Origin of the sequence: Vibrio profundi, assembly GCF_005281835.1 — a bacterium.
Classification (GTDB): Bacteria; Pseudomonadota; Gammaproteobacteria; order Enterobacterales; family Vibrionaceae; genus Vibrio; species Vibrio profundi.
This window is the reverse complement of the sequence record NZ_RZIS01000007.1, coordinates 88,273-111,491: the sequence shown is the minus strand read 5'-3', so window position 1 is coordinate 111,491 and position 23,219 is coordinate 88,273. Positions and strand designations below refer to the sequence as shown.

The following is a 23,219-nucleotide window of genomic DNA, read 5'->3' as shown; positions in this document are numbered from 1 at the left end:
GAGCTGAGTAGCCTAAGAACCTATTTAAAGGGTACGGCCGAAATCAATCGCTTGCTTGATAATGTCTTGAGGCACATCAGCAACCACTTCAGCAGTTCCAATACCAGTTGGCAGTACTAGACGTAACTGGCCAGATAGCACTTTCTTGTCGCGCATCATGTGTTTCATGAAGTCTTCAAAAGACATGCTTTCAGGAGTGTGCACTGGTAACTTCGCATTCTTGAGTATAGAAATAATCTGCTCAAGTTGCTGCTCGGAAATCAACCCTTGTAATTGAGCGGTTTTAGCAGCCATCACTGTACCCGATGACACAGCCTCACCATGTAACCAATTACCATAGCCTAGTTCAGCTTCAATCGCATGACCAAATGTATGACCTAGGTTCAATAACGCTCTGATTCCCGACTCTTTTTCATCTAAAGCAACCACTTCAGCCTTAATCGCACAACAGCGTGCAATAGCAGTCATCAGTGCTCGTTCATCCAGTTGATAAAGCTTTTCTAAGTTAGTTTCTAACCAAGAGAAAAACTCTGCGTCATAGATGATTCCGTATTTGATTACTTCAGCAATACCCGCTGCAAACTCACGTTCAGGTAACGTTGATAAGCAATTAGTATCGATGATCACGGATTTCGGCTGATAAAAAGCACCAATCATATTCTTACCCAGAGGATGATTGACTGCGGTTTTACCACCAACAGAAGAGTCTACCTGTGACAATAAAGTCGTAGGAATTTGTACGAAGTCGATACCACGCTGATAACAAGCCGCTGCAAAACCTACTAAATCACCAATAACGCCACCACCTAAAGCAATCACAACCACATCGCGGCTGTAATTCCCTTCAAGCAAATAGCTCATCACTGAATCAAACGTTTCTAAGGTTTTGTACTGCTCGCCATCAGGCAACTCCAACAATGAAGCTTGGCAACCTACTTTATCTAATAAAGACAAAATCTTATCTGAGTACAAAGGAGCAACTGTCACATTACTGATGACCACTACTTTTTGCTTTGCAGATAAGAAAGAAAGGTACGCCGGGTCTTCAAATAACCCGGCGCCGATAGAGATTGGGTAGCTACGCTCAGCTAGATTGACCGTAATCCGTTCCATGGTTTGCTCTCCGAAAAAATGAACTTAACGTTCTTCTAGCATTTTTACGATCTGGTTGGCTACCACTTTTGCACTTTGGTCGTCAGTTCGAACTGTGTAATCCGACACTTCTTCGTATAGTGCATTACGTGATGTCGCTAAGTCTTCTAAAACTTCGCGAGGATTGTCTGTTTGAAGTAAAGGTCGCTTCTTGTCGCGGTTTGTGCGAGCAAGTTGCTTTTCAATCGTTGTTTCTAAGTAAACAACGATACCTCGTGCAGATAGACGGTTACGGTTTTCCTTGCTCATCACTGAACCACCACCTGTCGCAAGAACGATACCCTGTTCTTCTGTCAGATCATTGATTACAGATTCTTCACGTTTACGGAAACCTTCTTCACCCTCAACATCAAATACCCACGCGATATCAGCGCCAGTGCGCTCTTCAATCACAGTGTCAGAGTCCAAAAACTCCATATGAAGTTGGGAAGCTAGGTGTCTACCAATTGTACTTTTGCCGGCGCCCATTGGGCCAACAAGAAAAATATTGCGTTTCTCAGCCATGTTTAGCAGTAATTTACAACGTTAATTCAATGACATCGCCACAAGGTAGGTCAGTAGTAATACTGAAATTTAAAGGCCTGTGGCACCGATTCCTCACAGATAATTCGTGATAAGACCCGAAATTATCAAGGTTAGGTGCCACTAATGCAACTTTATTTTCGATCTAATTGTACCTTACTGAATCACAACTTTCGGTGTAACGAAGATAAGCAGCTCACTTTTACCTACATTTTCGTAGCTTCGGCGGAACAAAGCCCCTAGCAATGGGAGATCACCTAGCAGCGGAACTTTGTCGATACTATTGGTAATGCTGTGCTGAAAAATTCCCCCTAATACCACTGTTTCACCGTTATTCACCAGAACTTGCGTACCTATTCGCTGCGTATCGATCGCTATCGCCTCTCCAGTTCCAGTTTTAACCACTTGCCCTGGCCTATCTTGAGTCACACTTAAATCAAGAACTAACCGGTTGTCTGGCGTGATTTGCGGGGTCACCTTAAGGCTCAAGACTGCCTTCTTAAATGCAACAGACGTCGCACCACTCGAAGAAGATTCTAGATAAGGGATTTCCGTGCCTTGCTCGATATAAGCCGGCTTTTTGTTAGTGGTTATTAAACGGGGGCTGGAGATAATTTCTGCCTTCGATTCACGCTGCAATGCTGAAAGCTCAAGGTCTAAGAGTGTATCTGAGCCTAATTTCGCCACTTGAAACGCTATACTTGAAGCATTGGGGGATGTCGCTGCCAAATTCACGTTAAGAAAATCATCAATGCTGGCACTGCTGCCTTCACCGTCTTCTCCGCCTCCATCATAAAGCCCAATGGTCGCGAGATTACTTTCAATAGAGCCACCAACGGTATTATTACCGTTGGTTGAAGAGAATCCCCATCGAACCCCCAGCTCATCCAAATTACCTTCATTCACCGTCACGATACGTGCTTCAATTTGCACTTGCTTTACTGGGATATCGAGCGATTGAACAATTTCTCGAATTACCTCAATGTTCTCAGGAAGTTCTCTTAACAACAGCGAGTTGGTTCTTTCATCGATAGTGATTGAACCACGATCAGACAGCATGCTCACCGTTCCTTCACCGCCAATCATATCCGCAATGTCGGATGCTTTAGCAAAGTTGATCTTGATGATTTCCGATTTAAGCTCACCGAGCTCCTCTTCGAGTCGGGATTTTTCTAACGCCTGCTGTTCACGTAAATCAAGTTCTGCTTTTGGTGCAACAAGTATGACATTGCCATCTACACGTTTATCTAACCCTTTCACCTGTAAAATAATGTCTAGTACTTGCTGCCATGGCACCCCATCCAAACGCAGCGTTAAATTCCCTGAAACCGAATCCGACACCACCAAATTGAAGCTGTTGTAATCTGCGATAAGCTGTAAAACATTTCGTACCGGAATATCTTGGAAATTAATCGAGATGAGTTTGCCTTCTTTTTCCAAAATACTTTTTTCAGCAACAGGGACATCTTGCTCAGGCTTGCTAATGACCACTTCGATAAATCGATCTTTCAACGTGTATTCGTAATGGTAATCATCACTGATCGATGCTAATAGCCGCGTACTTGGCTCTTTTCGAAATACTTCTATGTTTTCCACTAACGTTGAAAAATCTTTCACGTCCAATAAATACAATTTCTCATCTGCCACGCGAGTATTAAGCAGTTCAATACTGAGTCCTTCTTGAGCCCTTTGCACATCTACAACGGCCGAAGTGCTTGCTAGTTCAATGATGATGACTGCGTTTTTCTCTTTATTCAGCCTAAAATCAATACTTTTCAGCTCATTGCTTGAATCAGGTTCAGCCTGAATCGCAACGGAACAAACCAAGGCGACCAAGAGTAAAACACTCTGAAATACCTTATTCATGGGTACTGTTATTCCTTTAATCATAATTACATCTCATATCCACAAAAGGGACATCATTGGGTTATTTCAGAGCAAGCTTTACGTTGCGCTTTTGCCAGCAACCTAAGCCATCAGGGAGGGTTTCATTGATTAATACATATTGACTGGTGACCTTAGTCACTTTGCCGTTATTCAAACCGATAAACTGACCATTTTTTACTTTGATAACGTTACCTGAAGGCGTTTGCACCAAGCCAGATACTGAACCACCACTGCCCATTACGCCTTTTAGACGTAACTTACTTAGTGGGTACTTTGCGAGCTTGCCCGTTTTCGCTCTCGCTGTTGGCTGCCAACAATTTTTCTTCGCGACGGGTTGGTCTTGCACAATCGCAGCTTCTGGAAGCACAAATGGAGCCCTCAACTGACGTTGTTGATATTTGGCTGCAACAAAATCAAGAGAAGGGGTAAGTTGCTCAACATCTTTTCGAGCTTTGGCTTCAACTTGAGACACGAAATCACTGAGAGGCTCTTGATTGGCTTTGCAGCCGATTAACGTCATGAAACTCAGTAAAGTGAACCAAAATCTAGTTCGCTTCATCTTTTACCTCCGGTTTAAATTGGTAGGTATAAGCGCGAACTCGAAAATGCAGAGTGCTACTCTCTTGGCTCACTCGTTGCCAGCTCACGTCATCAAAACTGATGATTCGAGGGAGCTTAGCAATAGCGGCCGAGAAATCGCCAATATCGTGATAGTCACCAGTCAGTTCAATGTTGAGAGGTAAACGAAACAAGAACTGTTTATTTTGTTTCTCTCCCCAATCTATGCGAGTAAAGGTCAATGCATTGTCTATCCCTAACTCATTTACAGCTGCCAACATACTTGCCAGCTCTTTCTGAACCGGGAGTTGTTGCAATAAATAGTCGTAACGGCTGGTGAGTTCATCCACTTGGCTTTGCAGCTTTGGCAAGGTCGCCACTTTATTGGCTTTTATCTGTAACGTTGCTTTCAGCGTCTGCTCCTTTAGCTTTAACCGATCTAAAGTTTCTTGCTGCGGCATAATGTAAAACCATACTCCAAAACCTTGAATTACGAGCATCAATAGAACAACGACCAAAATCTGAGGCAATATTGGCCACTCGGTTATTTCATCAATATCCAAATCTTGCAGGCTAGCCATTACGCGCTCCTTTGATGGGTTCCAGAGGCGTTTTATCTTGCAAAACACTAGGCTTTAAAGTGAACGATACTTTGAAAGTCTGAAACTCTTTACTGAAGCGCTTTCGGTTATGAATGATCGAATGCATTTCCACATTCTTGAGGTATTGAGAGCGCTCTAGGTTGTCGAGCATGGTGGCAAGCCGAGCAGTACTGTCACTGATCCCCGAGATCTCAAGATCTTGACCGTTCATTTTGATCTTGTCGACGTATACCCCTTCAGGGATCATCTTTGGCATTAAGTTCATGAACTCAGTGGTTTTATTCCGGCCACTTTGTAATGACTCGACAACATCTAAACGCGTGAGAATCGCTTGATGTTCTTGCTCCGCGATTTTCAGCGAGCGGATCCGTTGGTCCAACTGCGAAATGTATTGATTGAGATAGCTTAAACGAGCCTGTTGCTCATTCTGTTGCTGCTTGAAATAATGACCGATGCTCCATTGAGCAATCACCGCGATAATCGTGCCTACAGCCAACAGACCGACAAAGCGTCGTCGATGCTGAGCTCTGATTTCATCACGCCAAGGGAGTAAATTAATTTGATGCAACATGCTTAGTCGCCTCCCATTGCAATCCACAGATCGCTAACCCAGCAGCCAAACCAAACGCTTGCCAATCCACGTTATATCGACGCTTTTTCGCCAGTTTGTTTTCAAACAGACTAAGAGGATTAAGCAACTCACAATCCAGTTTCAGCTGACGTTCGATTTCTTCAGCTAACATTGGGGTATTTGCCCCATCGCCCATCAACCAAACTCCAGCAATGGGTTCTGAAGCATTGACTGACGTATATAACTGTAATTGACGCTTAAGGCGGTCGATCAATTCATTAATGAAGAGTTGTGTTTCAGGGCCAGTCCCTAGTATGTCTGGTAAACCACCATCACTATCTTGTTTAAGATACTTAGTGCCATACGCCATATCTTTGTAAAAAGGAGAGCGACCAAAAGGAATAATACCTAACGACGTGTGATTGACACCTACATCTATCAATAGCCAGCGCTGTTTATCTGGGTTCATGCGTGAGGCCAGTTGCCAAATATTTAATAAGCTGTGCGCTTGAATATCGACAACCACAGGCTGAAATCCCGCTTTCTTACTTGCTTCAATCCGGCTGTCTACGACTTCCTTACGGGTAGCGTAAACTTGATAGCTCGTCGTCGCTGTTTTTCCGACGCGTTTTTCTTCAATTTCAACAAAATCTAAGATGAGCTCTTCGATAGGAAATGGGGACTGGTGTGCGAAGGTTTGATAAATAGCGAACTCTTTTTCTCGATGCTCTAAGTCACTATCTATCTGTAAAACCTTACTAATTACCGCATTATCGGGGACAGACATCGCCACTTTGCGACTAAATAGGGGTAAAGTCTTTCTTAGTTCTTTGAGTTTCTTTACAATTTTCTGATACTCCAAGGTATGGTTATCAGTGAAAATGTCGTCCGAAATGGCTAGCTCCTTGTAGCCGACTAACGCATACAGCTCTCCGACCGGCTTCAAAACCACAGCTTTAATACTGTGACTGCCAATATCTATACCTGTTATTAATGATGACCCCATGTAACCTAGCTCCTGAAATGCATAGCTTTCTCGTTTGCTTAGTTCGAAAAGGTTGTGATTATTGGTTAAATAAGCGTTAATAAACGAAAGCTATTTTTTTAGCCTAGAGTACAAGGGTTTACAGCTTAACAGCCTTAACTAATCAGGGATTATCCGGTGAAGTTCATAAAGCGATTGTTCATATTTTCATTGATTTGCATGATTCTTGGAGTCAGTACAATCTTTGGATTTTATTATTACGTAAAACCAGAATTACCCGATGTTGCGACCCTCCGCGATGTCGAGCTTCAGACGCCAATGCAGGTGTACAGCCAAGACGGAAAGCTCATTTCACAGTTCGGTGAAAAGCGCCGTAACCCAGTGAAATATGACGAAATCCCTCGCCATCTTATTGAAGCTCTAATAGCGACAGAAGACAGTCGTTTCTACGATCATCCAGGGATCGACCCGATTGGTATCACTCGAGCGGCAATTGTCGTTGCGATGTCAGGTTCCGCTAAGCAAGGTGCGAGTACCATCACTCAGCAGCTCGCCCGAAACTTCTTCTTATCTAACGAAAAGAAGATCATGCGTAAGATTAAAGAGATCTTCATTGCTATCCATATCGAGCAACTGCTTAGCAAAGAAGAGATCATGGAACTTTACGTTAATAAGATCTTCCTAGGTCACCGTTCATACGGCTTTGGCGCTGCGGCACGTGTATATTTCGGTAAAGACTTACCAGATTTAACGTTAAGTGAGTTAGCCACGCTCGCTGGTATGCCAAAAGCACCATCGACAATGAACCCGATATACTCAGTTGAGCGCGCTACAAATCGTCGTAACGTTGTATTGCGTCGTATGCTAGACGAAAAGTACATCACACAAGAAGAGTTTGATGATGCGCGTAGTGAAACATTAGTATCGAAATACCACGGCGCTGAAATCGAACTAAGCGCACCGTATGTGGCAGAAGTCGCTCGCGCATGGATGGTAGAGCGCTATGGTGAAGATGCCTATACATCAGGCATGAAGGTCTACACTACTGTTGATTCAACTCTGCAAGATGCAGCAAACCGTGCAGCTATCACTAACCTTCTTAACTACGATGAGCGACACGGCTATCGTGGTGCTGAAAAAGTACTGTGGCAAACCGAGCAATCGGCTTGGGATCAAGAACAAATCATCAAACATCTAAGATCACAGCCAACCTATGGTGACTTAACGCCTGCGGTCGTGACAAAAGTAGATGCTCAAAGCGCACAAGTTTGGGTTAAAAATCAAGGTGAAGGCGTTATTAAATGGCAAGGCATGAGCTGGGCGCGTAAGTTCCTAACTGACGACCGCCAAGGTCCTGCTCCATCAAACGCACAAGAAATAGTAACGGTCGGTGAACAGATCTGGGTTCGCAATGAAGTGACCTCAGGCAACGAAGCAACAACCGAAGAAAGTGAAGAGTTAACAGAACTCGCTAATGCAGCACCCACTAACTGGCGTTTAAGCCAGGTACCGAATGCGAACACCGCTTTTGTTGCGATGAATCCGGATAATGGTGCAGTGCTTTCTATGGTGGGTGGTTTTAACTTTGTTCACAACAAATTCAATCGTGCGACCCAGTCAATTCGTCAAGTGGGTTCAGGTATCAAACCTTTTATCTACTCAGCGGCTATCGACAAAGGCTTAACACTGGCATCGCTAATTAACGATGCACCAATTAACCAATGGGATAAGAGCCAAGGTACTGCGTGGCGTCCAAAGAACTCGCCACCGACGTATGTAGGCCCAACTCGCCTTCGCATTGGCTTAGCGCAATCGAAGAACGTAATGGCAGTGCGTGTACTGCGTGAAGTTGGCCTCGATGATACGCGTAACTACCTGACTCGCTTTGGTTTTGATATTGATGAAGTGCCTCGCTCTGAAACCATCGCACTTGGTGCTGGTAGCTTAACACCAATGAAAGTGGCACAGGGTTACTCAGTGTTTGCTAATGGCGGTTACTATGTTGAACCTTTCTACATTAGCCGTGTTGAAAGCCCATTTGGTGATATAGAGTTTGAGGCATCACCAAAAGTCGTTTGTCACCAAGACTGTGAAACGAACCTAGAAGCAAATCCGATTGCTGACGAATTTGCAGAGCAAGATGTCGATGCAGAAACACAGTATGCACCGCAAGTTATCTCAGAGCAGACTGCGTTCCTAGTGCGTGAAATGATGTACAGCAACATCTGGGGCGGTGGTAACTGGCGTGAAGGTACAGGCTGGAACGGTACAGGTTGGCGTGCTCAACCACTGAAACGTCGAGATATCGGAGGTAAAACCGGTACAACCAACGATTCAAAAGACACATGGTACAGTGGTTACGGTCCTGGCATTGTTGCTACGGTTTGGGTTGGCTTTGATAACCACAACCGCAAACTAGGCCGCACTAAAACCAACAGCAACCTAGGTAAGAACCAAATTACAGGTGCGGAAGCGGGTGCAAAAACAGCGCAACCAGCTTGGGTTGACTTCATGGGCACAGCACTTTCAGACGTACCAACTCAAAGAAAGCAACTGCCGGAAAACATTGTGCGTGTTCGTATCGACCGCGATACAGGTCTACTGACCAATAAGTTCGATGGCACTTCAATGTTTGAGTTCTTCCTAAAAGGTACAGAACCAACAGAGTATGTAACAGAAACCTTGAATGACGACATCTACTCCACTTCAACGACTGGTGAAAGTGAAGAGCTGTTCTAATTTCAAGCGCTAGAAAGCAAAAAGGTTGATGTGAAAGCATCAACCTTTTTTATTGTCTAGCTACCCCAAATAGCCCTACTGACACCCTTCAAGCTGCTGCTTAATCGCAGAAGCCAGCTGCTCAAAACGCGCTTTCAGTGGTGAACCAGGTCGATACGCCACCACAATACGACGCGATGGTGTAGGGTTAACAGCGGGTACATAGCACACGCCATCTTTTTCCTTTTCCGCAGGTAAAGATAATTCTGGAAGCAACGTAATCCCTGCGCCTGCCGCAACCATGTTACGCAACGTTTCTAAGCTGGTAGCTTTGAAGCGTTCATCATCTTTTGCACCAGCTGCAAAACAGAAACCTAAAGCTTGATCTCTTAAACAGTGACCATCTCCCAACGCGAGTACAGTCTTGCCACTAAGTTGCAGCATATCAACGGCATCTTGATTCGCCCACTCATGACCACATGGCACCGCGACACTTAACGGCTCATCGTAAACATCAATTTCTTTAAACACCGACGTTTCATCAACTGCTGCCAATACCAGACAATCCAGTTTTCCGTCTTCCAATTGACTCACCAACTGATGCGTTTGTGCCTCATGTAAATACAACTCAAGTTCAGGAAAGCTTTCTTTCAAGTGAGGAATAATGCGTGGCAAAATGTATGGCCCAACCGTAGGGATAAAGCCAATATGCATAGGGCCAGTCATCGCACCGCCATGGCCACTCGCCATTTCTTTAAAAGTCTTCACCTCTGCCAAAATACGCTTCGCTTGCTCCACCAGCTGCAAACCAGATTCAGTAAAAATCACTTTTCTTGGGCTACGCTCTGTCAGCTGCAAGCCAATTTCGTCTTCTAGCTTACGAATTTGACCACTCAAGGTTGGCTGGCTCACAAAGCAAGCTTCCGCCGCTTTTCGAAAGTGCTTATGCTCAGCTAATGCCACCAAGTATTCAAAGTCACGAATGTTCATAGTTTCAGCCTAACCCTTTTATTTTTGATAGAAAATACCTATCAAAACCATAACATTAAACGATTAGATCTATCAAAGAGAATCTTCAATAATAGCTTCAACAAAACGGGCAGCACAAAAGAAACCAGCTAAGCTCTATACGAATTACTAAAATTATCCATAAGGAAAACCATTATGTTTGCATCTAAAGAAGGTCAATCAATCCCTCAAGTAACATTTCCAACTCGCCAAGGTGATACATGGGTTAACGTAACGACTGAAGAGCTATTCAAAGACAAAACCGTGATCGTATTCAGCCTACCAGGCGCGTTTACGCCAACTTGTTCGTCAAGCCACCTTCCTCGCTACAACGAACTACATTCAGTGTTCAAAGAAAACGGTGTTGATGACATCCTTTGTGTTTCTGTAAACGATACGTTCGTAATGAACGCATGGAAAGCAGACCAAGAAGCAGAAAACATCACATTCATCCCAGATGGTAACGGTGATTTCACAGACGGCATGGGTATGCTAGTTGAGAAAAACGACATCGGCTTCGGCAAACGTTCATGGCGCTACAGCATGCTGGTTAAGAACGGCGTGGTAGAGAAAATGTTCATCGAAGAAGACGTACCAGGCGACCCGTTCAAGGTTTCTGATGCAGACACTATGCTGAACTACATTGCTCCAGAGCACAAAGAGCAAGAGTCAATCACAGTATTCACTAAGCCAGGCTGTCCTTTCTGTATGAAAGCGAAACAGAACCTAATCGACAAAGGTCTAAACTACGAAGAAGTAGTGCTAGGTAAAGACGCGACTACTGTAAGCCTACGTGCTATCTCAGGTCGCACAACGGTTCCTCAAGTATTCATCGGTGGTAAGCACATCGGTGGCAGCGAAGAACTAGAAACGTTCCTAGGTTAATTACTTCGAAGCTAACATCTGCTAACCCACCCTCTTGTGGGTTAGCTATTCCAAACCACTCTCATGTGAGCTTTGGAAAAAGAACATAGCTTGTGGCTCGCCCGTCTTTAACTAACCTATAGTTAGTAACAAAAAGCAGAGTCACAAGCTAAACCTAATAAAACAGAACCACAAAACTGACCCGCTATCCTGACTCACTAAAAATATCACATGAGTTGGAGGGGGTCGTTCAAACTAAATTTAGCCATTGCGAGAAAATTATTATGAAACAAGTCAATGTAGATGTAGCAGTTATCGGGGGCGGTACGGCAGGTCTAGGATCATACCGCGCTGCAAAAGCACACACTGACAGTGTCGTGATGATTGAAGGCGGCCCTTACGGTACAACCTGTGCTCGTGTTGGTTGTATGCCATCTAAACTGCTTATTGCAGCCGCGGAAAGCGTTCACCAAATCGAGAAAGCTCCGGTTTTTGGCGTTCACCCACAAGGCGATATCGTAATTAACGGTCGTGAAGTCATGGACCGAGTGAAGTTTGAACGTGACCGTTTTGTTGGTTTTGTTTTAGAAGGCGTCGATGAAATCCCAGAGCAAGATAAAATCTCTGGCTACGCAAAATTCTTAGACGACAACACACTTCAAGTTGATGACCACATAGTTGTGACTGCTAAGCGTATTGTTATCGCAACCGGCTCTCGCCCTGCATACCCTGCTGTTTGGAATGAACTTGGCGACCGCCTCATCATCAACGATGACGTGTTCAGCTGGGATGATTTACCAGAATCAGTGGCCGTATTTGGCCCTGGTGTAATTGGCCTTGAGCTTGGTCAGTCGCTACATCGCTTAGGTGTGAAGACCAAACTGTTCGGTCTGGGTGGTCAAGTTGGCCCAGTAACAGACCCAGAGATCATGGCTTACGCAGATAAAGCCTTCAATGAAGAGTTTTACCTAGATGCCGACGTAAAAATCGAAAGTATGAAGCGTATTACCACTGAATCGGGTGAGCCACGTGTTGAAATCCAGTTCATCAATAAACAAGGTGAGCTAGAAACCAACATCGTTGAATACGTGCTGGCCGCAACAGGTCGTCGTCCTAACACGGATAAACTTGGTTTAGAGAATACTTCTCTTGAGCTTGATGAGCGTGGTGTGCCAGTTGCAGACCACTACACACTGCAAACTTCGTTACCATCAATCTTTATTGCAGGCGATGCTAGCAACCAACTACCTCTATTACATGAAGCAGCAGACCAAGCTCGCATTGCTGGCGACAACGCAGGTCGCTTCCCTGAGATTCGTGCAGGCCTACGCCGCTCTAAAATCTCAGCGGTTTTCTCTGACCCGCAAATCGCGATGGTTGGTGAAACTTACAAAGAGATCACCACCCGCTTAGGTACATGTGGTTGTTTCGCAACAGGTGAAGTATCTTTCGAGAACCAAGGCCGCTCACGAGTGATGCTACGCAACAAAGGTATTCTGCACGTTTACGGCGAACAAGGTACAGGTCGCTTCCTTGGTGCTGAAATGATGGGACCAAACGCAGAACACTTGGCGCACTTGTTAGCATGGGCACACCAAAACAAGATGACGGTTTCTGAAATGCTAGACATGCCGTTCTATCACCCAGTAATTGAAGAAGGTGTACGAACTGCACTGCGTGACCTGAATGCGAAACTACACTTAGGCCCTGAGATGGTGAAACACTGTCTAGATTGTGGCCCTGGTTGTTAACCTCAGCTCATTGGGGCAGATCGCGGTTTGGTCTGTTAACAGAGATTAGATACTAAAAAGGAAAGCCATCGGCTTTCCTTTTTGTCACTCCAAGTTCTCAGAACTTAACAGCAGCTGCTGTTCTTCTCAGCAGCAATCACAGAGATCTCAACAAGTAGCGCTTCGCGAGCCATGTCGCCAGTAACACATGCGCGAGCTGGAGCGTGGCCTTCTGGTACCCACGCGTCCCATACTGCATTCATCTCTTGGAAATCATCCATCGACTTAAGGTAGATTGTCGCTGAAAGCATGTGCTCTTTGTCACTGCCTGCTTGTTCTAGCAATGCTTCCACTTTATCTAGCATCGTCTGAGTTTGCTCTGTAATGCCTTTAGTCGCATCGGCACAAACTTGGCCACATAGGTAAATAGTACCGTTATGCTTCACGATACGGCTCATACGCTGTTTAGTTTCTTGACGAACAATCATGCTAATTCTCTTATTCAGTTAGGATGCCGTCCTCGGCATTCGACATGTTATAGTTGAATAGATAAGGATAACGCGAATAGAGCCTAAGATGACATGCCCTCATTGCAATAAAGAGAACAAACTTAGCCAAAAACTTGGTCGATGCCATCGATGCATGATTCAGTTGACCGTGTTATCTATCGTAGGCTGGGGAATATGGTGGGCAGTATTCAGAGATTCTCCCAAAAGCATCAATTCGATTGCTTTGATAATGGCGAACCTCGCTTTCAATGGTTTACTAACGATCCACTTATTAATGAAATTTATTTTTCTACCTCTACGCACTCGAGGTAAACCTTCCTCAAATCGCAGATAGAAAAAAGCCCCAAGACCAATCGGTTTTGGGGCTCTCCTAGATATAATTCTAAGAAAAAGCAGTGGTACTTTAATAGACCTAGCTCTTTCCTATTAGTTCCTCAAAATATCGATCTTTTTTGATCTTTTTTTGAATAACTATTTCGAATATTAAAATCAGTCAGTTACGCGACGTTTACTTTAGTAATAACTTGCTCAACTAGGTTCACTTCTAGAGCCACTTCATCGCATGCATGTTGGCGAGGACACTGGTCACAATCTTTCAGTACCTTCTCAGGCAGCAGAGATTTCGATGTTGGCAAGAAGTCATGCTTCATAAAGAATTCAGGCGTACGTGTTAATACAAACACTTTCTTAATTGCCATCTGGCGTGCTTTTTCAACTAGGTGCTGAACAATCGCGGTGCCCTGCCCTTGTCCTTGCCAGCCAGCTTCCACACCTAACGAACGAATTTCCGCTAAACCAGAGTCATACACATACAAAGACGCACAACCTGTTACTTCACCATGGTGTTCTGCGACAGCAAACGAGCCGATATCACGCACCAGTTCATTGCGAGAGCGAGGTAAGTTTTCACCCATGTTCGCCCAGTAAGCGACCATACCTTCAAGAGCTTCGATGTCAGTCAAACGAGCAGGACGAACCTTAACGATAGAGGTATCACGCTGTGCTAAGCGCTTCTCAGCTTGGTCAACCGCATACGCTACTTGCTTCGGTGATACACCGCCCAGCGCACTACGTTTTTCAAGACACGATTCAATCGTCAGGATGTCGTATACATCATCTTCAATGACGTCAGAGAACTCTTTCATCTCTTCAATGGTCAATTCTTCCAGTGCACAACCTTTAGAAATCGCCGCCACTACTGTCACGCCTACGATATGGTGAGCTTCACGGAAAGGAATGCCTTTCGCTACTAGGTAATCAGCCAATTCCGTAGAGTTTGCGTAGCCTTGTTTTGCCGCTTCTAGCGTACGTACACCGTTGACTTTGATGCCGTCAAAACATAGCGCGGCCATTTCCATACAATCATTCCACGTGTCCAAAGCGTCGAATAGACCTTCTTTGTCTTCTTGCATATCTTTGTTGTAAGCAAGCGGAAGCGCTTTCACTGTCATCATCATGCCAGCAAGTGAACCGTATACACGGCCTGTTTTGCCACGGATAAGTTCTAGCGCATCCGGGTTTTTCTTCTGTGGCATCAGAGATGAACCTGATGTCACGGTATCGGCTAACTCAATGAAGTTTGATTCACCAGAGTTGTAGAAAATCATATCTTCAGCAAGACGAGAAAGGTGAAGCATAGAGATAGAAGCAATCGACATCAATTCCATCACATGGTCACGGTCAGATACTGAATCTAACGAGTTACGAGTTGCACGACGGAAACCTAAGTTGTGAGCAAGCGCTTCACGATCCATTGGGTAAGCGGTTCCCGCAAGAGCACCAGAGCCTAATGGACAAGTATCTAGGCGTTTGATTGCATCATTCAAACGAGAGTAATCACGCTCGAACATTTCAACGTAAGCCAAGCACCAGTGAGCAAACGTTACTGGCTGAGCACGTTGCAAGTGAGTATAGCCAGGAAGCACCGTTTCTTGATGCTGAGAAGCAACGTTAACCATTTGACTCTGCAGACGATCAAGCGCGAGCAGCAGTTGGTTGCCTTGCTGACGACACCATAGTTTCAGGTCTGTCGCCACTTGGTCATTACGAGAACGGCCTGTGTGAAGTTTTTTACCCAGATCACCGACTTTGCCGATAAGTTGTTGTTCAACCCAGCTATGAATGTCTTCGGCATCAGAGCGCAGAATTTGCTCCGGGTTTTCCATCACTTCTAACTTAAGCTCGTTCAATGCAAGCTCAAGTTTTTGCTGTTCTTCTTCAGACAATACGTTGACTGACAACAGAGCTTTAGACCAGGCAATCGAGCCAACAATGTCTTGCTCAGCCAATCGGTAATCAAAGCGAAGTGAATCGTTGAAATCTTTGAACCGCGTGTCTGCTGCTTGGGTAAATCTTCCGCCCCATAATGCCATTGTGTATCTCCTAAATGCTCAGTGCTACTGTCTAGTGCAAGTCTTAATTCTGATTATGAATCAGTATTTTTCTGATGATTCAAACTTACGGTAATTCCATTCAAAAATAAAGAATTAATTCATTATTTCTACATATTTATTCAAAAGTTCTTTGTTACGTGCTCATTATACAGTTCACAGTGCGCATAATAACCAATAAATACAAAAAAGAAGCCCGTTAGTGACTTCAATTAGTCTCTAACGGGCTTCTTTTTACAAGTATTCACGGCAGGTAATTCTGAGCCTAGCCGTGAACCTTTGTCATTACTTTTGGCTGTTCAGTGCGCGGATACGGCTTGATAGCGAGTAAAGGCGGATGAAGCCTTCTGCATGGCTTTGGTCGTAAACTTCATCTTCACCAAAGGTCGCGAATTCTTCTGAGTACAAGCTGTTATCAGAACGCTTCTGAGTCACCGTTGCGTGGCCTTTGTAAAGTTTGATCACCACTTCACCGTTTACGTCTTGCGCTAGTTCTTCCGTTGCCGCAAGGATTGACTTACATAATGGAGTGAACCAACGACCATCGTAGACAAGATGAGAAGCTTTAACGCCTAGCTCTTCACGGAATTCGAACGCCGCTTTGTCTAGCACTAATTGCTCAACTGCACGTAGCGCTTCCATCATGATAGTGCCACCAGGAGTTTCGTAACAACCACGAGACTTCATGCCAACCAAACGGTTTTCTACGATATCGATACGGCCAACACCGTGTTTAGCACCCTTCTCGTTCAGGTAAACCAATGCGTTATATGGCGTCATGTTTTCGCCGTCAACAGCTACCACTTCGCCTTTTTCTACTTTCAGCGTTACTGATTCAGATTCGTTTGGCGCTTGCTCTGGGTCAACAGTCCATGCCCAGCAATCATCGTTTGGCGCGTTCCATGTATCTTCTAGAACACCACCTTCCGTTGAGATGTGCCATGCGTTTGCGTCACGTGAGTAGATCTTAGTCAGAGAAGCAGTACAAGGAATGTTACGCTCAGCTAGGTAATCTAGACATTCTTCACGGCTCACTAGATCCCACTCACGCCATGGTGCGATCACGTGTAGGTCTGGTGCTAGTGCAGCGAATGCGCCTTCAAAACGAACTTGGTCGTTACCTTTACCTGTACAGCCGTGACACAGTGCGTCTGCACCTACTTTACGTGCGACTTCAACCTGCGCTTTAGCAATGATTGGACGAGCCATAGAAGTACCTAGTAGGTATTTGCCTTCGTAGTAAGCACCCGTTTTTAGCGTTGGGTAGATGTAATCTGCCACCATCTCTTCTTTTAGGTCAGCGATGTAACACTCAGACGCGCCAGACGCTTTCGCTTTCTCTTCAATGCCAATCAGCTCTTCATCACCTTGGCCTACATCCGCTACAAACGCAACGACTTCACAATCATAGTTTTCTTTCAACCACGGGATGATTACCGAAGTGTCTAGACCGCCAGAATAGGCTACAACTACTTTATTTACTTTAACCTTGCTCATTTGAGTTCTCCTAAATACCCGGGCCTGCGCTTGGCGGTCAGTTCCTCGGGGTTTATCCATTTACATTAAAAATTCTTAAACTTAACTTTCTTAAGTCAAATAAGTTACTGAGGTAAAAACTGTGTGCCTATGCTTTCACCTGAAAATAATTTTGTGAGTTTTTCTGGGTAGCGCCACGTAGCGACTTCAATTGGACGTCCTAAATCGTTCGCCGCTTCCAGAGCCGCTTGAACCTTGACTATCATGCCATCGGTAATCACTTTGCCTGCGATCAAATCGTCTGCTTCTTGCTGATTCAAACTGGAAATTAAGTGACCTTTACCGTCGAGTACGCCGCTCACGTCAGACAGTAGAACCAATTCCGCGTCCAATGCTCCTGCCACTGCAACTGCCGCTTGATCGGCATTCACATTCATTAATTGTCCTTCTTCGGTTAACCCGATAGAACTGATAATTGGTAGTGCGTTGGTTGAGAGAATGGCTTGTAATACAGAAGCATCACCGGGAGCCGCTTTGCCTACAGCGCCTAGTTCTGGATTAAGCTCTTCCACTTGGCATAAACCGCCATCCGCTAGGCTTAAACCCACAGCTTTTAATCCATCTTTAATCGCTTGGCCTTGCAGCAGTTTGTTCGCGGTGCCTGCTAATGCCCCTGCGATCACTGGGATTTGGTCGTAAGGAGTCACGCGTAGGCCGTCTTTCTTCACCGTTTCTAGATTTAGCTGGTTCATTAAGTCATCAACTAAATAGCCACCGCCATGAACAATGACGATTGGACGTTGAGCTTGTTGCTGATAGCTAGAGATCGCGCCGAAAAGTTTGCTGAGCGTTTCACCACAAGACAATGCAGCTCCACCTAATTTTACGACTAAAGGTTGCTTATTCAGGCTCATTTTCAGGGCTCCTTACACTAGCGCAGTTAATGGCTGAAAGCCATACCGTAAATTTAAACACTGCATCGCTTGGCTGGATGCACCTTTTAACAAATTGTCTATCGCCGATACCACAATGATGTGCTGGCCTTGAACCTTCCAACCTAAATCGCAGAAAGGCGTGTTTTCTACATCTTGGATTCTTGGTAATGTCTCTTCGAGTAATCTCACCGCAGGCTTGCCTTGGTAAGCTTGCTCGAAAGCATCTTGTATATGTTGCTCTGTTACGCCTTCAGCCAGCTTCATTGTGATGGTCGCTAGAATGCCACGCTTAAAGTTTCCTAAATGCGGAGTGAAAATCACATCACACCCTAAATGGGAGGCGATTTCTGGTTGGTGACGGTGATTAAAAACGCCATAAGGCTGTAAGCTCACTTCACAAAAGCTATTGGTCATGCTCGCTTTACGACCTGCTCCCGTCACACCGCTGGTTGCATTAATCACTGGCCATTGGTTTTCGTCGATCAGCTTATTTTCTACTAGTGGTTTAATCGCTAGCTGAGACGCCGTTGGGTAACAACCCGCTACGGCAACCAGCTGAGCTTCTTTTATTTCTTGTTCGTTCCACTCAGCTAGGCCGTAAGCCGCTTTGTCTAACCACTGTTCGTGTTGATGTTCAAAACCGTAAAACTCTTGGTAGAAGTTTTCGCCTTTCACCCTAAACGCACCAGATAAATCAAAAACCTGACAATCGTTTTCAAGGAATATAGGCGCTAGGTCGTGGCTCACTTCATGGGCCGTTGCTAAAAAAATCACATCAGAAGCTTTCGCAACCGCTTCTGGATCAACCAATGGTTGAACCGGCATATCAATTAAGCCCGCTAACTTACCGTGCAGTTTAGCGATTGATTTGCCAGCATCGACACTATTGGCGGATACATATAAACCTGATAGCGTAAGTTCAGGGTGTTTATTTACCATCAGAGCCAGTTCCGCTCCTGTGTAGCCGCTTGCGCCAATGATTGTGGTTTTTAACATCTCAACACATCCAATTTTTTGAGGTTGTTCATATTTAGAATTTGACTATTCATACTTAATTTTTAGCTTTATTTGATTTTTTATTCATTAAATATGATTTAATATGTGTTTTACCGTCTTATGGTTTTTCTGTCAATAGTAGAAGTGAAGATATTATGCAATTACCGAGTTTTCTTGAGGTCTATGAAGGCCTGATTTCCACCGCATCCATTAGTTCTACCGATCCAACTTGGGATCACGGCAATGAAAAGGTCATCGAAAAGATGGCGACATGGTTTAAAGATCTTGGATTTAGCGTCGAAGTGATCGAAGTCGAACCGGGTAAACACAATATGATTGCTAAAAAAGGGGCTGGAGAAGGTGGCCTACTACTAGCGGGCCACAGTGATACAGTGCCATTTGACGAGGGACGCTGGAACTTCAATCCTCACGCTTTGACTGAATCAAACAATCGATTCTATGGATTAGGTACTGCCGACATGAAAGGCTTCTTTGCTTTTATTTATGAAGCAGTCAAAAAAATCGACTGGAGCAAGCAAACCAAGCCACTTTATGTATTGGCGACCTGTGACGAAGAAACGACCATGCTTGGTGCACGTCACTTCACTGAAAACGCCCCGTTTAAGCCTGATTACTGCATCATTGGCGAACCAACTAGCTTAGTTCCGATTCGTGGCCATAAAGGGCATGTAGCAAATGCCGTTCGCGTAACCGGTAAATCTGGCCACTCATCCGATCCTGCATTAGGGGTTAATGCGATCGAAATTATGCACGAAGTACTGTTTGCTCTGATGCGGCTGCGTGACAAACTGATCAAAGAATATCACCACCCAGGTTTCGCCATCCCTAGCCCAACATTGAACTTAGGCCATATTCACGGTGGAGACAGCGCGAACCGTATCTGTGGCTGTTGTGAATTGCATTACGATGTGCGCCCTCTCCCAGGGATCAGCTTAGATGGGTTAAATAACATGCTGCGTGGTGCGCTAAAAGATGTCGAAACAAAATGGCCGGGCAGAATTGAAATTAATCCATTGCACGAGCCTATTCCAGGCTATGAGTGTCAACACGATCACCCTTTCATTGGCGGAATGGAATCGGTATGCGGCACGCCTTCAGAAACTGTAAACTACTGCACAGAAGCCCCTTTCTTACAGCAGCTATGCCCTACATTAGTGCTCGGCCCGGGCTCAATTGACCAAGCTCACCAGCCTGATGAGTTCTTAAGCTTCGATTTTATCGACCCAACGATCGATATCTTAGGTAAATCCATTCGTAAATATTGTTTCTAATTATTATCAATTATCAGCCTTAGCATGAGAGCGAGTTTCTTCACTTCGCTTTTATGCTGTAATTTTATTTGCTTTCATTTAGTTGTAATTAAATTTCACTCTATATGCGATGCAAAGCAAATTTTTGTCTTACGTCATGAAGAAAACTAATAAATGCAATCTTAGAATGCTTTATTTGACTATAGACAGCACTTTTCGCTAGATTGTGTACTTAACAAGGAACAATGGATGTAATTTTTTTACGAGGCAGGATGACAATGAACGAGAAATACGCCGCTCTCAAGAGTAACGTAAGCATGCTAGGACGCTTGCTCGGCAACACTATCCAAGACGCACATGGTGACGTTATCTTAGAGAAAGTGGAAACTATCCGTAAACTTTCCAAGTCCGCCCGCGCAGGCAATCAAGCTGACCGTGACAGCTTAGTTGAAGAAATTAAAAACCTGCCAAATGAGCAATTGACTCCTGTTGCTCGCGCATTTAACCAATTCTTAAACCTCACTAACATGGCAGAGCAGTACCATACGATCTCTCGCCACTGTGAGGAACATGTCTGCGAGCCAGACGCACTCCAAGCTCTATTTTCTAAGCTTAGCCAAAACGACGTAAGCAAACTCGATGCTGCTCAAGCAGTACGCGATCTGAACATTGAACTCGTATTGACTGCTCACCCGACGGAAATCACTCGTCGCACTATGATCAATAAGCTGGTTAAGATTAATGAGTGTCTCTCAAAATTAGAGCTGAGTGACCTATCAAACAAAGAGCGCGTAAAAACAGAACGTCGCTTAGAGCAGTTGATTGCTCAAGGCTGGCACTCAGATGTCATTCGTCAACAGCGCCCTACGCCACTAGACGAAGCGAAATGGGGCTTTGCGGTTGTAGAAAACTCACTATGGGAGGCGGTACCTGATTTCCTACGTGAAATGGATGGCCGACTAAAAGGTTACCTTGGTGAAGGCCTACCAATTGACGCTCGTCCTGTGCATTTCTCATCTTGGATGGGCGGTGACCGCGACGGTAACCCATTCGTAACTCATACCATTACCAAAGAAGTATTACGCTTATCTCGCTGGAAAGCGGCTGATTTGTATCTGAACGACGTTAACGAGCTCATCACTGAACTATCGATGACTAAGTGCAACGATGCAGTACGTGAGCTAGCGGGTGAAGAACACGAAGCTTACCGTGCAATCCTGAAAGGGTTACGCACGTTACTGAACGATACCTTAGAAGTATTAGACGCTGAAATTCACGAAGCGGACGTGCCGAAGAAGACCACGCTTCAGAACATCGACCAACTTTGGGCACCGCTGTACGCGTGTTACCAATCGCTGCATGAATGTGGCATGGGCGTGATCGCAGACGGTTCACTACTCGATACACTTCGTCGTATTAAAGCATTCGGTGTCCACTTAGTTCGCCTCGATGTTCGCCAAGAAAGTACTCGCCACTCGGATGTCCTTTCAGAACTGACGCGTTACCTGGGCATTGGTGATTACGACCAGTGGAGCGAGCAAGACAAAATTGCTTTCCTAACCAATGAATTAAGCTCCAAGCGCCCGCTACTTCCTCGCGATTGGGAACCGTCAGAACAGGTTAAAGAGGTTTTGGACACCTGTAAGATAATTGCAGCCCAACCACGCGAAGCCTTTGGCGCTTATGTCATTTCAATGGCACGCACAGCCTCTGATGTTCTGGCTGTTCACCTGCTATTGCAAGAATCTGGTTGCCCGTATCGTATGGATGTTTGTCCATTGTTTGAAACGCTGGACGATTTGAACAACTCAGAAGATGTCATTAAACAGTTGATGGGCATCGACTTGTACCGTGGCTTTATCCAAAATCACCAAATGGTAATGATTGGTTACTCTGACTCTGCGAAAGATGCCGGTGTAATGGCAGCAGGCTGGGCTCAATACGATGCCATGGATAAGCTAGTTAAAGTTTCAGAAGAAGAAGGTGTAGAGCTAACATTATTCCACGGCCGTGGCGGTACTGTTGGTCGTGGTGGCGCACCAGCACATGCTGCACTACTTTCTCAACCACCGAAAAGCCTTAAAGGCGGCTTGCGCGTAACAGAACAAGGCGAGATGATCCGCTTCAAGCTTGGTCTACCAGAAGTAGCGGTGAATAGCTTCAACATGTACGCGAGCGCGATCCTAGAAGCGAACCTTCTGCCACCACCAGAGCCGAAGCAAGAATGGCGCGACCTAATGGAAGTGCTATCTCAAGTATCTTGTGAAGCGTACCGCAGCGTAGTTCGTGGTGAAGAAAAGTTTGTTCCTTACTTCCGCCAAGCAACACCGGAGCTAGAGCTAGGCAAGCTGCCTTTAGGTTCTCGCCCAGCAAAACGGAACCCGAACGGTGGTGTAGAAAGCCTACGTGCGATACCATGGATTTTCTCTTGGAGTCAGAACCGCTTAGTTCTTCCTGCGTGGTTAGGTGCTGGTGAAGCAATTCAATATTCTGTTGATAAAGGTCACCAAGCTTTACTGGAAGAGATGTGCCGTGAATGGCCATTCTTCTCTACACGTTTAGGTATGCTGGAAATGGTGTACTCGAAATGTAATATGGAAATCGCTCAGTACTACGATCAACGTCTTGTTGATGAGCCGCTGCTACCACTAGGTGAGCGACTGCGTGAACAGCTACAGCAAGATATCAAAACAGTACTGAACGTAGAAAATAACGAAAACTTGATGCAAAGTGACCCATGGGGCCTTGAATCAATTCGCCTACGTAACATCTACGTAGAGCCATTGAACATGCTACAAGCTGAACTTCTATATCGTACTCGTAAGTGTGAAACACCACCTGCAGAGCTTGAAGAAGCACTAATGGTGACGATTGCAGGTATAGCTGCTGGTATGCGCAATACCGGATAAGCAGTTTATAGAACTACCAAAAAGACAAAAGGTCGCATTAAGCGGCCTTTTATTTTGTTAAATTATCGCTATTGAGTTTTTTATCAGCTTTTTGGGTTATTTTGTCCATGTATTCCACTTTATGCTTATTATTTAG

Annotated in this window: 19 protein-coding genes; 6 read left to right on the top strand and 13 right to left on the bottom strand. The window is 45.0% G+C overall.

Annotated features, from left to right (window positions below; genetic code table 11):
- Positions 1 to 24: 24 nt before the first annotated feature.
- The 7 genes from aroB to pilM form a co-directional block, all read right to left on the bottom strand.
- Entirely contained in the window at positions 25 to 1,113 is a 1,089-nt protein-coding gene (aroB, locus tag ELZ11_RS16805; protein ID WP_137358569.1) for a 3-dehydroquinate synthase, read from the bottom strand.
- A 24-nt stretch (positions 1,114 to 1,137) separates the two neighbouring features.
- A complete protein-coding gene (gene aroK, locus ELZ11_RS16800; protein ID WP_137358568.1) occupies positions 1,138 to 1,656 on the bottom strand; it encodes a shikimate kinase AroK in 519 nt (172 codons plus the stop codon).
- 174 nt (positions 1,657 to 1,830) lie between these two features.
- Positions 1,831 to 3,540: a type IV pilus secretin PilQ gene (locus ELZ11_RS16795; protein ID WP_137358567.1), complete on the bottom strand. Its 1,710-nt coding sequence runs from the start codon at positions 3,538 to 3,540 to the stop codon at positions 1,831 to 1,833.
- 61 nt (positions 3,541 to 3,601) lie between these two features.
- Positions 3,602 to 4,120, bottom strand: a complete 519-nt coding sequence (locus tag ELZ11_RS16790; RefSeq protein ID WP_137358566.1) for a pilus assembly protein PilP — start codon at positions 4,118 to 4,120, stop codon at positions 3,602 to 3,604.
- Positions 4,107 to 4,700: a type IV pilus inner membrane component PilO gene (locus ELZ11_RS16785; protein ID WP_137358565.1), complete on the bottom strand. Its 594-nt coding sequence runs from the start codon at positions 4,698 to 4,700 to the stop codon at positions 4,107 to 4,109. The genes ELZ11_RS16790 and ELZ11_RS16785 overlap by 14 nt, the downstream gene beginning before the upstream one ends.
- The gene (locus ELZ11_RS16780; protein ID WP_137358564.1) at positions 4,693 to 5,292 is read right to left on the bottom strand and encodes a PilN domain-containing protein; all 600 of its coding nucleotides are present in this window, start codon (positions 5,290 to 5,292) and stop codon (positions 4,693 to 4,695) included. Before ELZ11_RS16780 ends, ELZ11_RS16785 begins: the two co-directional genes overlap by 8 nt.
- Positions 5,276 to 6,298 (bottom strand): type IV pilus assembly protein PilM, encoded by a 1,023-nt coding sequence (pilM, locus tag ELZ11_RS16775; RefSeq protein ID WP_137358563.1) that lies wholly within the window; start codon positions 6,296 to 6,298, stop codon positions 5,276 to 5,278. The genes ELZ11_RS16780 and pilM overlap by 17 nt, the downstream gene beginning before the upstream one ends.
- 156 nt (positions 6,299 to 6,454) lie before the next feature.
- Here pilM and ELZ11_RS16770 point away from each other — a divergent pair, with 156 nt between their 5' ends.
- Entirely contained in the window at positions 6,455 to 9,016 is a 2,562-nt protein-coding gene (locus tag ELZ11_RS16770) for a penicillin-binding protein 1A (protein ID WP_167494710.1), read from the top strand.
- Between the two features lie 75 nt (positions 9,017 to 9,091).
- Here ELZ11_RS16770 and oxyR read toward each other — a convergent pair whose 3' ends face one another.
- Positions 9,092 to 9,985: a DNA-binding transcriptional regulator OxyR gene (gene oxyR, locus ELZ11_RS16765; RefSeq protein WP_137358562.1), complete on the bottom strand. Its 894-nt coding sequence runs from the start codon at positions 9,983 to 9,985 to the stop codon at positions 9,092 to 9,094.
- Positions 9,986 to 10,159: 174 nt separating this feature from the next.
- On the opposite strand from oxyR, the gene ELZ11_RS16760 reads away from it, so the two are divergent.
- Together ELZ11_RS16760 and ELZ11_RS16755 are read left to right on the top strand one after the other, a co-directional pair.
- Positions 10,160 to 10,888, top strand: coding sequence for a glutathione peroxidase (locus ELZ11_RS16760; RefSeq protein WP_137358561.1), 729 nt, complete (start codon positions 10,160 to 10,162; stop codon positions 10,886 to 10,888).
- A gap of 263 nt (positions 10,889 to 11,151) precedes the next feature.
- Positions 11,152 to 12,618, top strand: coding sequence for a dihydrolipoyl dehydrogenase (locus ELZ11_RS16755; RefSeq protein WP_137358560.1), 1,467 nt, complete (start codon positions 11,152 to 11,154; stop codon positions 12,616 to 12,618).
- 104 nt (positions 12,619 to 12,722) lie between these two features.
- On the opposite strand, the gene ELZ11_RS16750 is transcribed toward ELZ11_RS16755, so the two are convergent.
- On the bottom strand, positions 12,723 to 13,085 hold the full coding sequence (locus ELZ11_RS16750; RefSeq protein ID WP_137358559.1) for a RidA family protein: 363 nt from the start codon (positions 13,083 to 13,085) through the stop codon (positions 12,723 to 12,725).
- Between the two features lie 88 nt (positions 13,086 to 13,173).
- Here ELZ11_RS16750 and ELZ11_RS16745 point away from each other — a divergent pair, with 88 nt between their 5' ends.
- Positions 13,174 to 13,440, top strand: a complete 267-nt coding sequence (locus ELZ11_RS16745) for a DUF3624 domain-containing protein (RefSeq protein ID WP_137358558.1) — start codon at positions 13,174 to 13,176, stop codon at positions 13,438 to 13,440.
- Positions 13,441 to 13,603: 163 nt separating this feature from the next.
- Here the strand turns inward: ELZ11_RS16745 and argH are convergent, their stop codons facing one another.
- The 4 genes from argH to argC form a co-directional block, all read right to left on the bottom strand.
- The gene (argH, locus tag ELZ11_RS16740; protein ID WP_137358557.1) at positions 13,604 to 15,478 is read right to left on the bottom strand and encodes an argininosuccinate lyase; all 1,875 of its coding nucleotides are present in this window, start codon (positions 15,476 to 15,478) and stop codon (positions 13,604 to 13,606) included.
- Between the two features lie 303 nt (positions 15,479 to 15,781).
- On the bottom strand, positions 15,782 to 16,993 hold the full coding sequence (locus ELZ11_RS16735; RefSeq protein ID WP_137358556.1) for an argininosuccinate synthase: 1,212 nt from the start codon (positions 16,991 to 16,993) through the stop codon (positions 15,782 to 15,784).
- 104 nt (positions 16,994 to 17,097) lie between these two features.
- Positions 17,098 to 17,886, bottom strand: a complete 789-nt coding sequence (gene argB / locus ELZ11_RS16730) for an acetylglutamate kinase (protein ID WP_137358555.1) — start codon at positions 17,884 to 17,886, stop codon at positions 17,098 to 17,100.
- A gap of 12 nt (positions 17,887 to 17,898) precedes the next feature.
- Positions 17,899 to 18,903 (bottom strand): N-acetyl-gamma-glutamyl-phosphate reductase, encoded by a 1,005-nt coding sequence (argC, locus tag ELZ11_RS16725; RefSeq protein ID WP_137358554.1) that lies wholly within the window; start codon positions 18,901 to 18,903, stop codon positions 17,899 to 17,901.
- A gap of 155 nt (positions 18,904 to 19,058) precedes the next feature.
- On the opposite strand from argC, the gene argE reads away from it, so the two are divergent.
- Positions 19,059 to 20,195, top strand: a complete 1,137-nt coding sequence (gene argE, locus ELZ11_RS16720; RefSeq protein WP_137358553.1) for an acetylornithine deacetylase — start codon at positions 19,059 to 19,061, stop codon at positions 20,193 to 20,195.
- Between the two features lie 257 nt (positions 20,196 to 20,452).
- A complete protein-coding gene (ppc, locus tag ELZ11_RS16715; RefSeq protein ID WP_137358552.1) occupies positions 20,453 to 23,083 on the top strand; it encodes a phosphoenolpyruvate carboxylase in 2,631 nt (876 codons plus the stop codon).
- Positions 23,084 to 23,219 lie beyond the last annotated feature (136 nt).

Excerpts from the sequence above, each read along its gene's own strand:
- argC (WP_137358554.1), bottom strand. The coding sequence starts at position 18,903 with ATGTTAAAAACCACAATCATTGGCGCAAGCGGCTACACAGGAGCGGAA.
- ELZ11_RS16795 (WP_137358567.1), bottom strand. The coding sequence starts at position 3,540 with ATGAATAAGGTATTTCAGAGTGTTTTACTCTTGGTCGCCTTGGTTTGT.
- aroB (WP_137358569.1), bottom strand. The coding sequence starts at position 1,113 with ATGGAACGGATTACGGTCAATCTAGCTGAGCGTAGCTACCCAATCTCT.
- oxyR (WP_137358562.1), bottom strand. The coding sequence starts at position 9,985 with ATGAACATTCGTGACTTTGAATACTTGGTGGCATTAGCTGAGCATAAG.
- ELZ11_RS16745 (WP_137358558.1), top strand. The coding sequence starts at position 13,174 with ATGACATGCCCTCATTGCAATAAAGAGAACAAACTTAGCCAAAAACTT.
- ELZ11_RS16790 (WP_137358566.1), bottom strand. The coding sequence starts at position 4,120 with ATGAAGCGAACTAGATTTTGGTTCACTTTACTGAGTTTCATGACGTTA.
- argH (WP_137358557.1), bottom strand. The coding sequence starts at position 15,478 with ATGGCATTATGGGGCGGAAGATTTACCCAAGCAGCAGACACGCGGTTC.
- ELZ11_RS16780 (WP_137358564.1), bottom strand. The coding sequence starts at position 5,292 with ATGTTGCATCAAATTAATTTACTCCCTTGGCGTGATGAAATCAGAGCT.
- argE (WP_137358553.1), top strand. The coding sequence starts at position 19,059 with ATGCAATTACCGAGTTTTCTTGAGGTCTATGAAGGCCTGATTTCCACC.
- ELZ11_RS16735 (WP_137358556.1), bottom strand. The coding sequence starts at position 16,993 with ATGAGCAAGGTTAAAGTAAATAAAGTAGTTGTAGCCTATTCTGGCGGT.
- ELZ11_RS16750 (WP_137358559.1), bottom strand. The coding sequence starts at position 13,085 with ATGATTGTTCGTCAAGAAACTAAACAGCGTATGAGCCGTATCGTGAAG.
- aroK (WP_137358568.1), bottom strand. The coding sequence starts at position 1,656 with ATGGCTGAGAAACGCAATATTTTTCTTGTTGGCCCAATGGGCGCCGGC.
- ELZ11_RS16755 (WP_137358560.1), top strand. The coding sequence starts at position 11,152 with ATGAAACAAGTCAATGTAGATGTAGCAGTTATCGGGGGCGGTACGGCA.
- argB (WP_137358555.1), bottom strand. The coding sequence starts at position 17,886 with ATGAGCCTGAATAAGCAACCTTTAGTCGTAAAATTAGGTGGAGCTGCA.
- ELZ11_RS16785 (WP_137358565.1), bottom strand. The coding sequence starts at position 4,700 with ATGGCTAGCCTGCAAGATTTGGATATTGATGAAATAACCGAGTGGCCA.
- ppc (WP_137358552.1), top strand. The coding sequence starts at position 20,453 with ATGAACGAGAAATACGCCGCTCTCAAGAGTAACGTAAGCATGCTAGGA.
- pilM (WP_137358563.1), bottom strand. The coding sequence starts at position 6,298 with ATGGGGTCATCATTAATAACAGGTATAGATATTGGCAGTCACAGTATT.
- ELZ11_RS16760 (WP_137358561.1), top strand. The coding sequence starts at position 10,160 with ATGTTTGCATCTAAAGAAGGTCAATCAATCCCTCAAGTAACATTTCCA.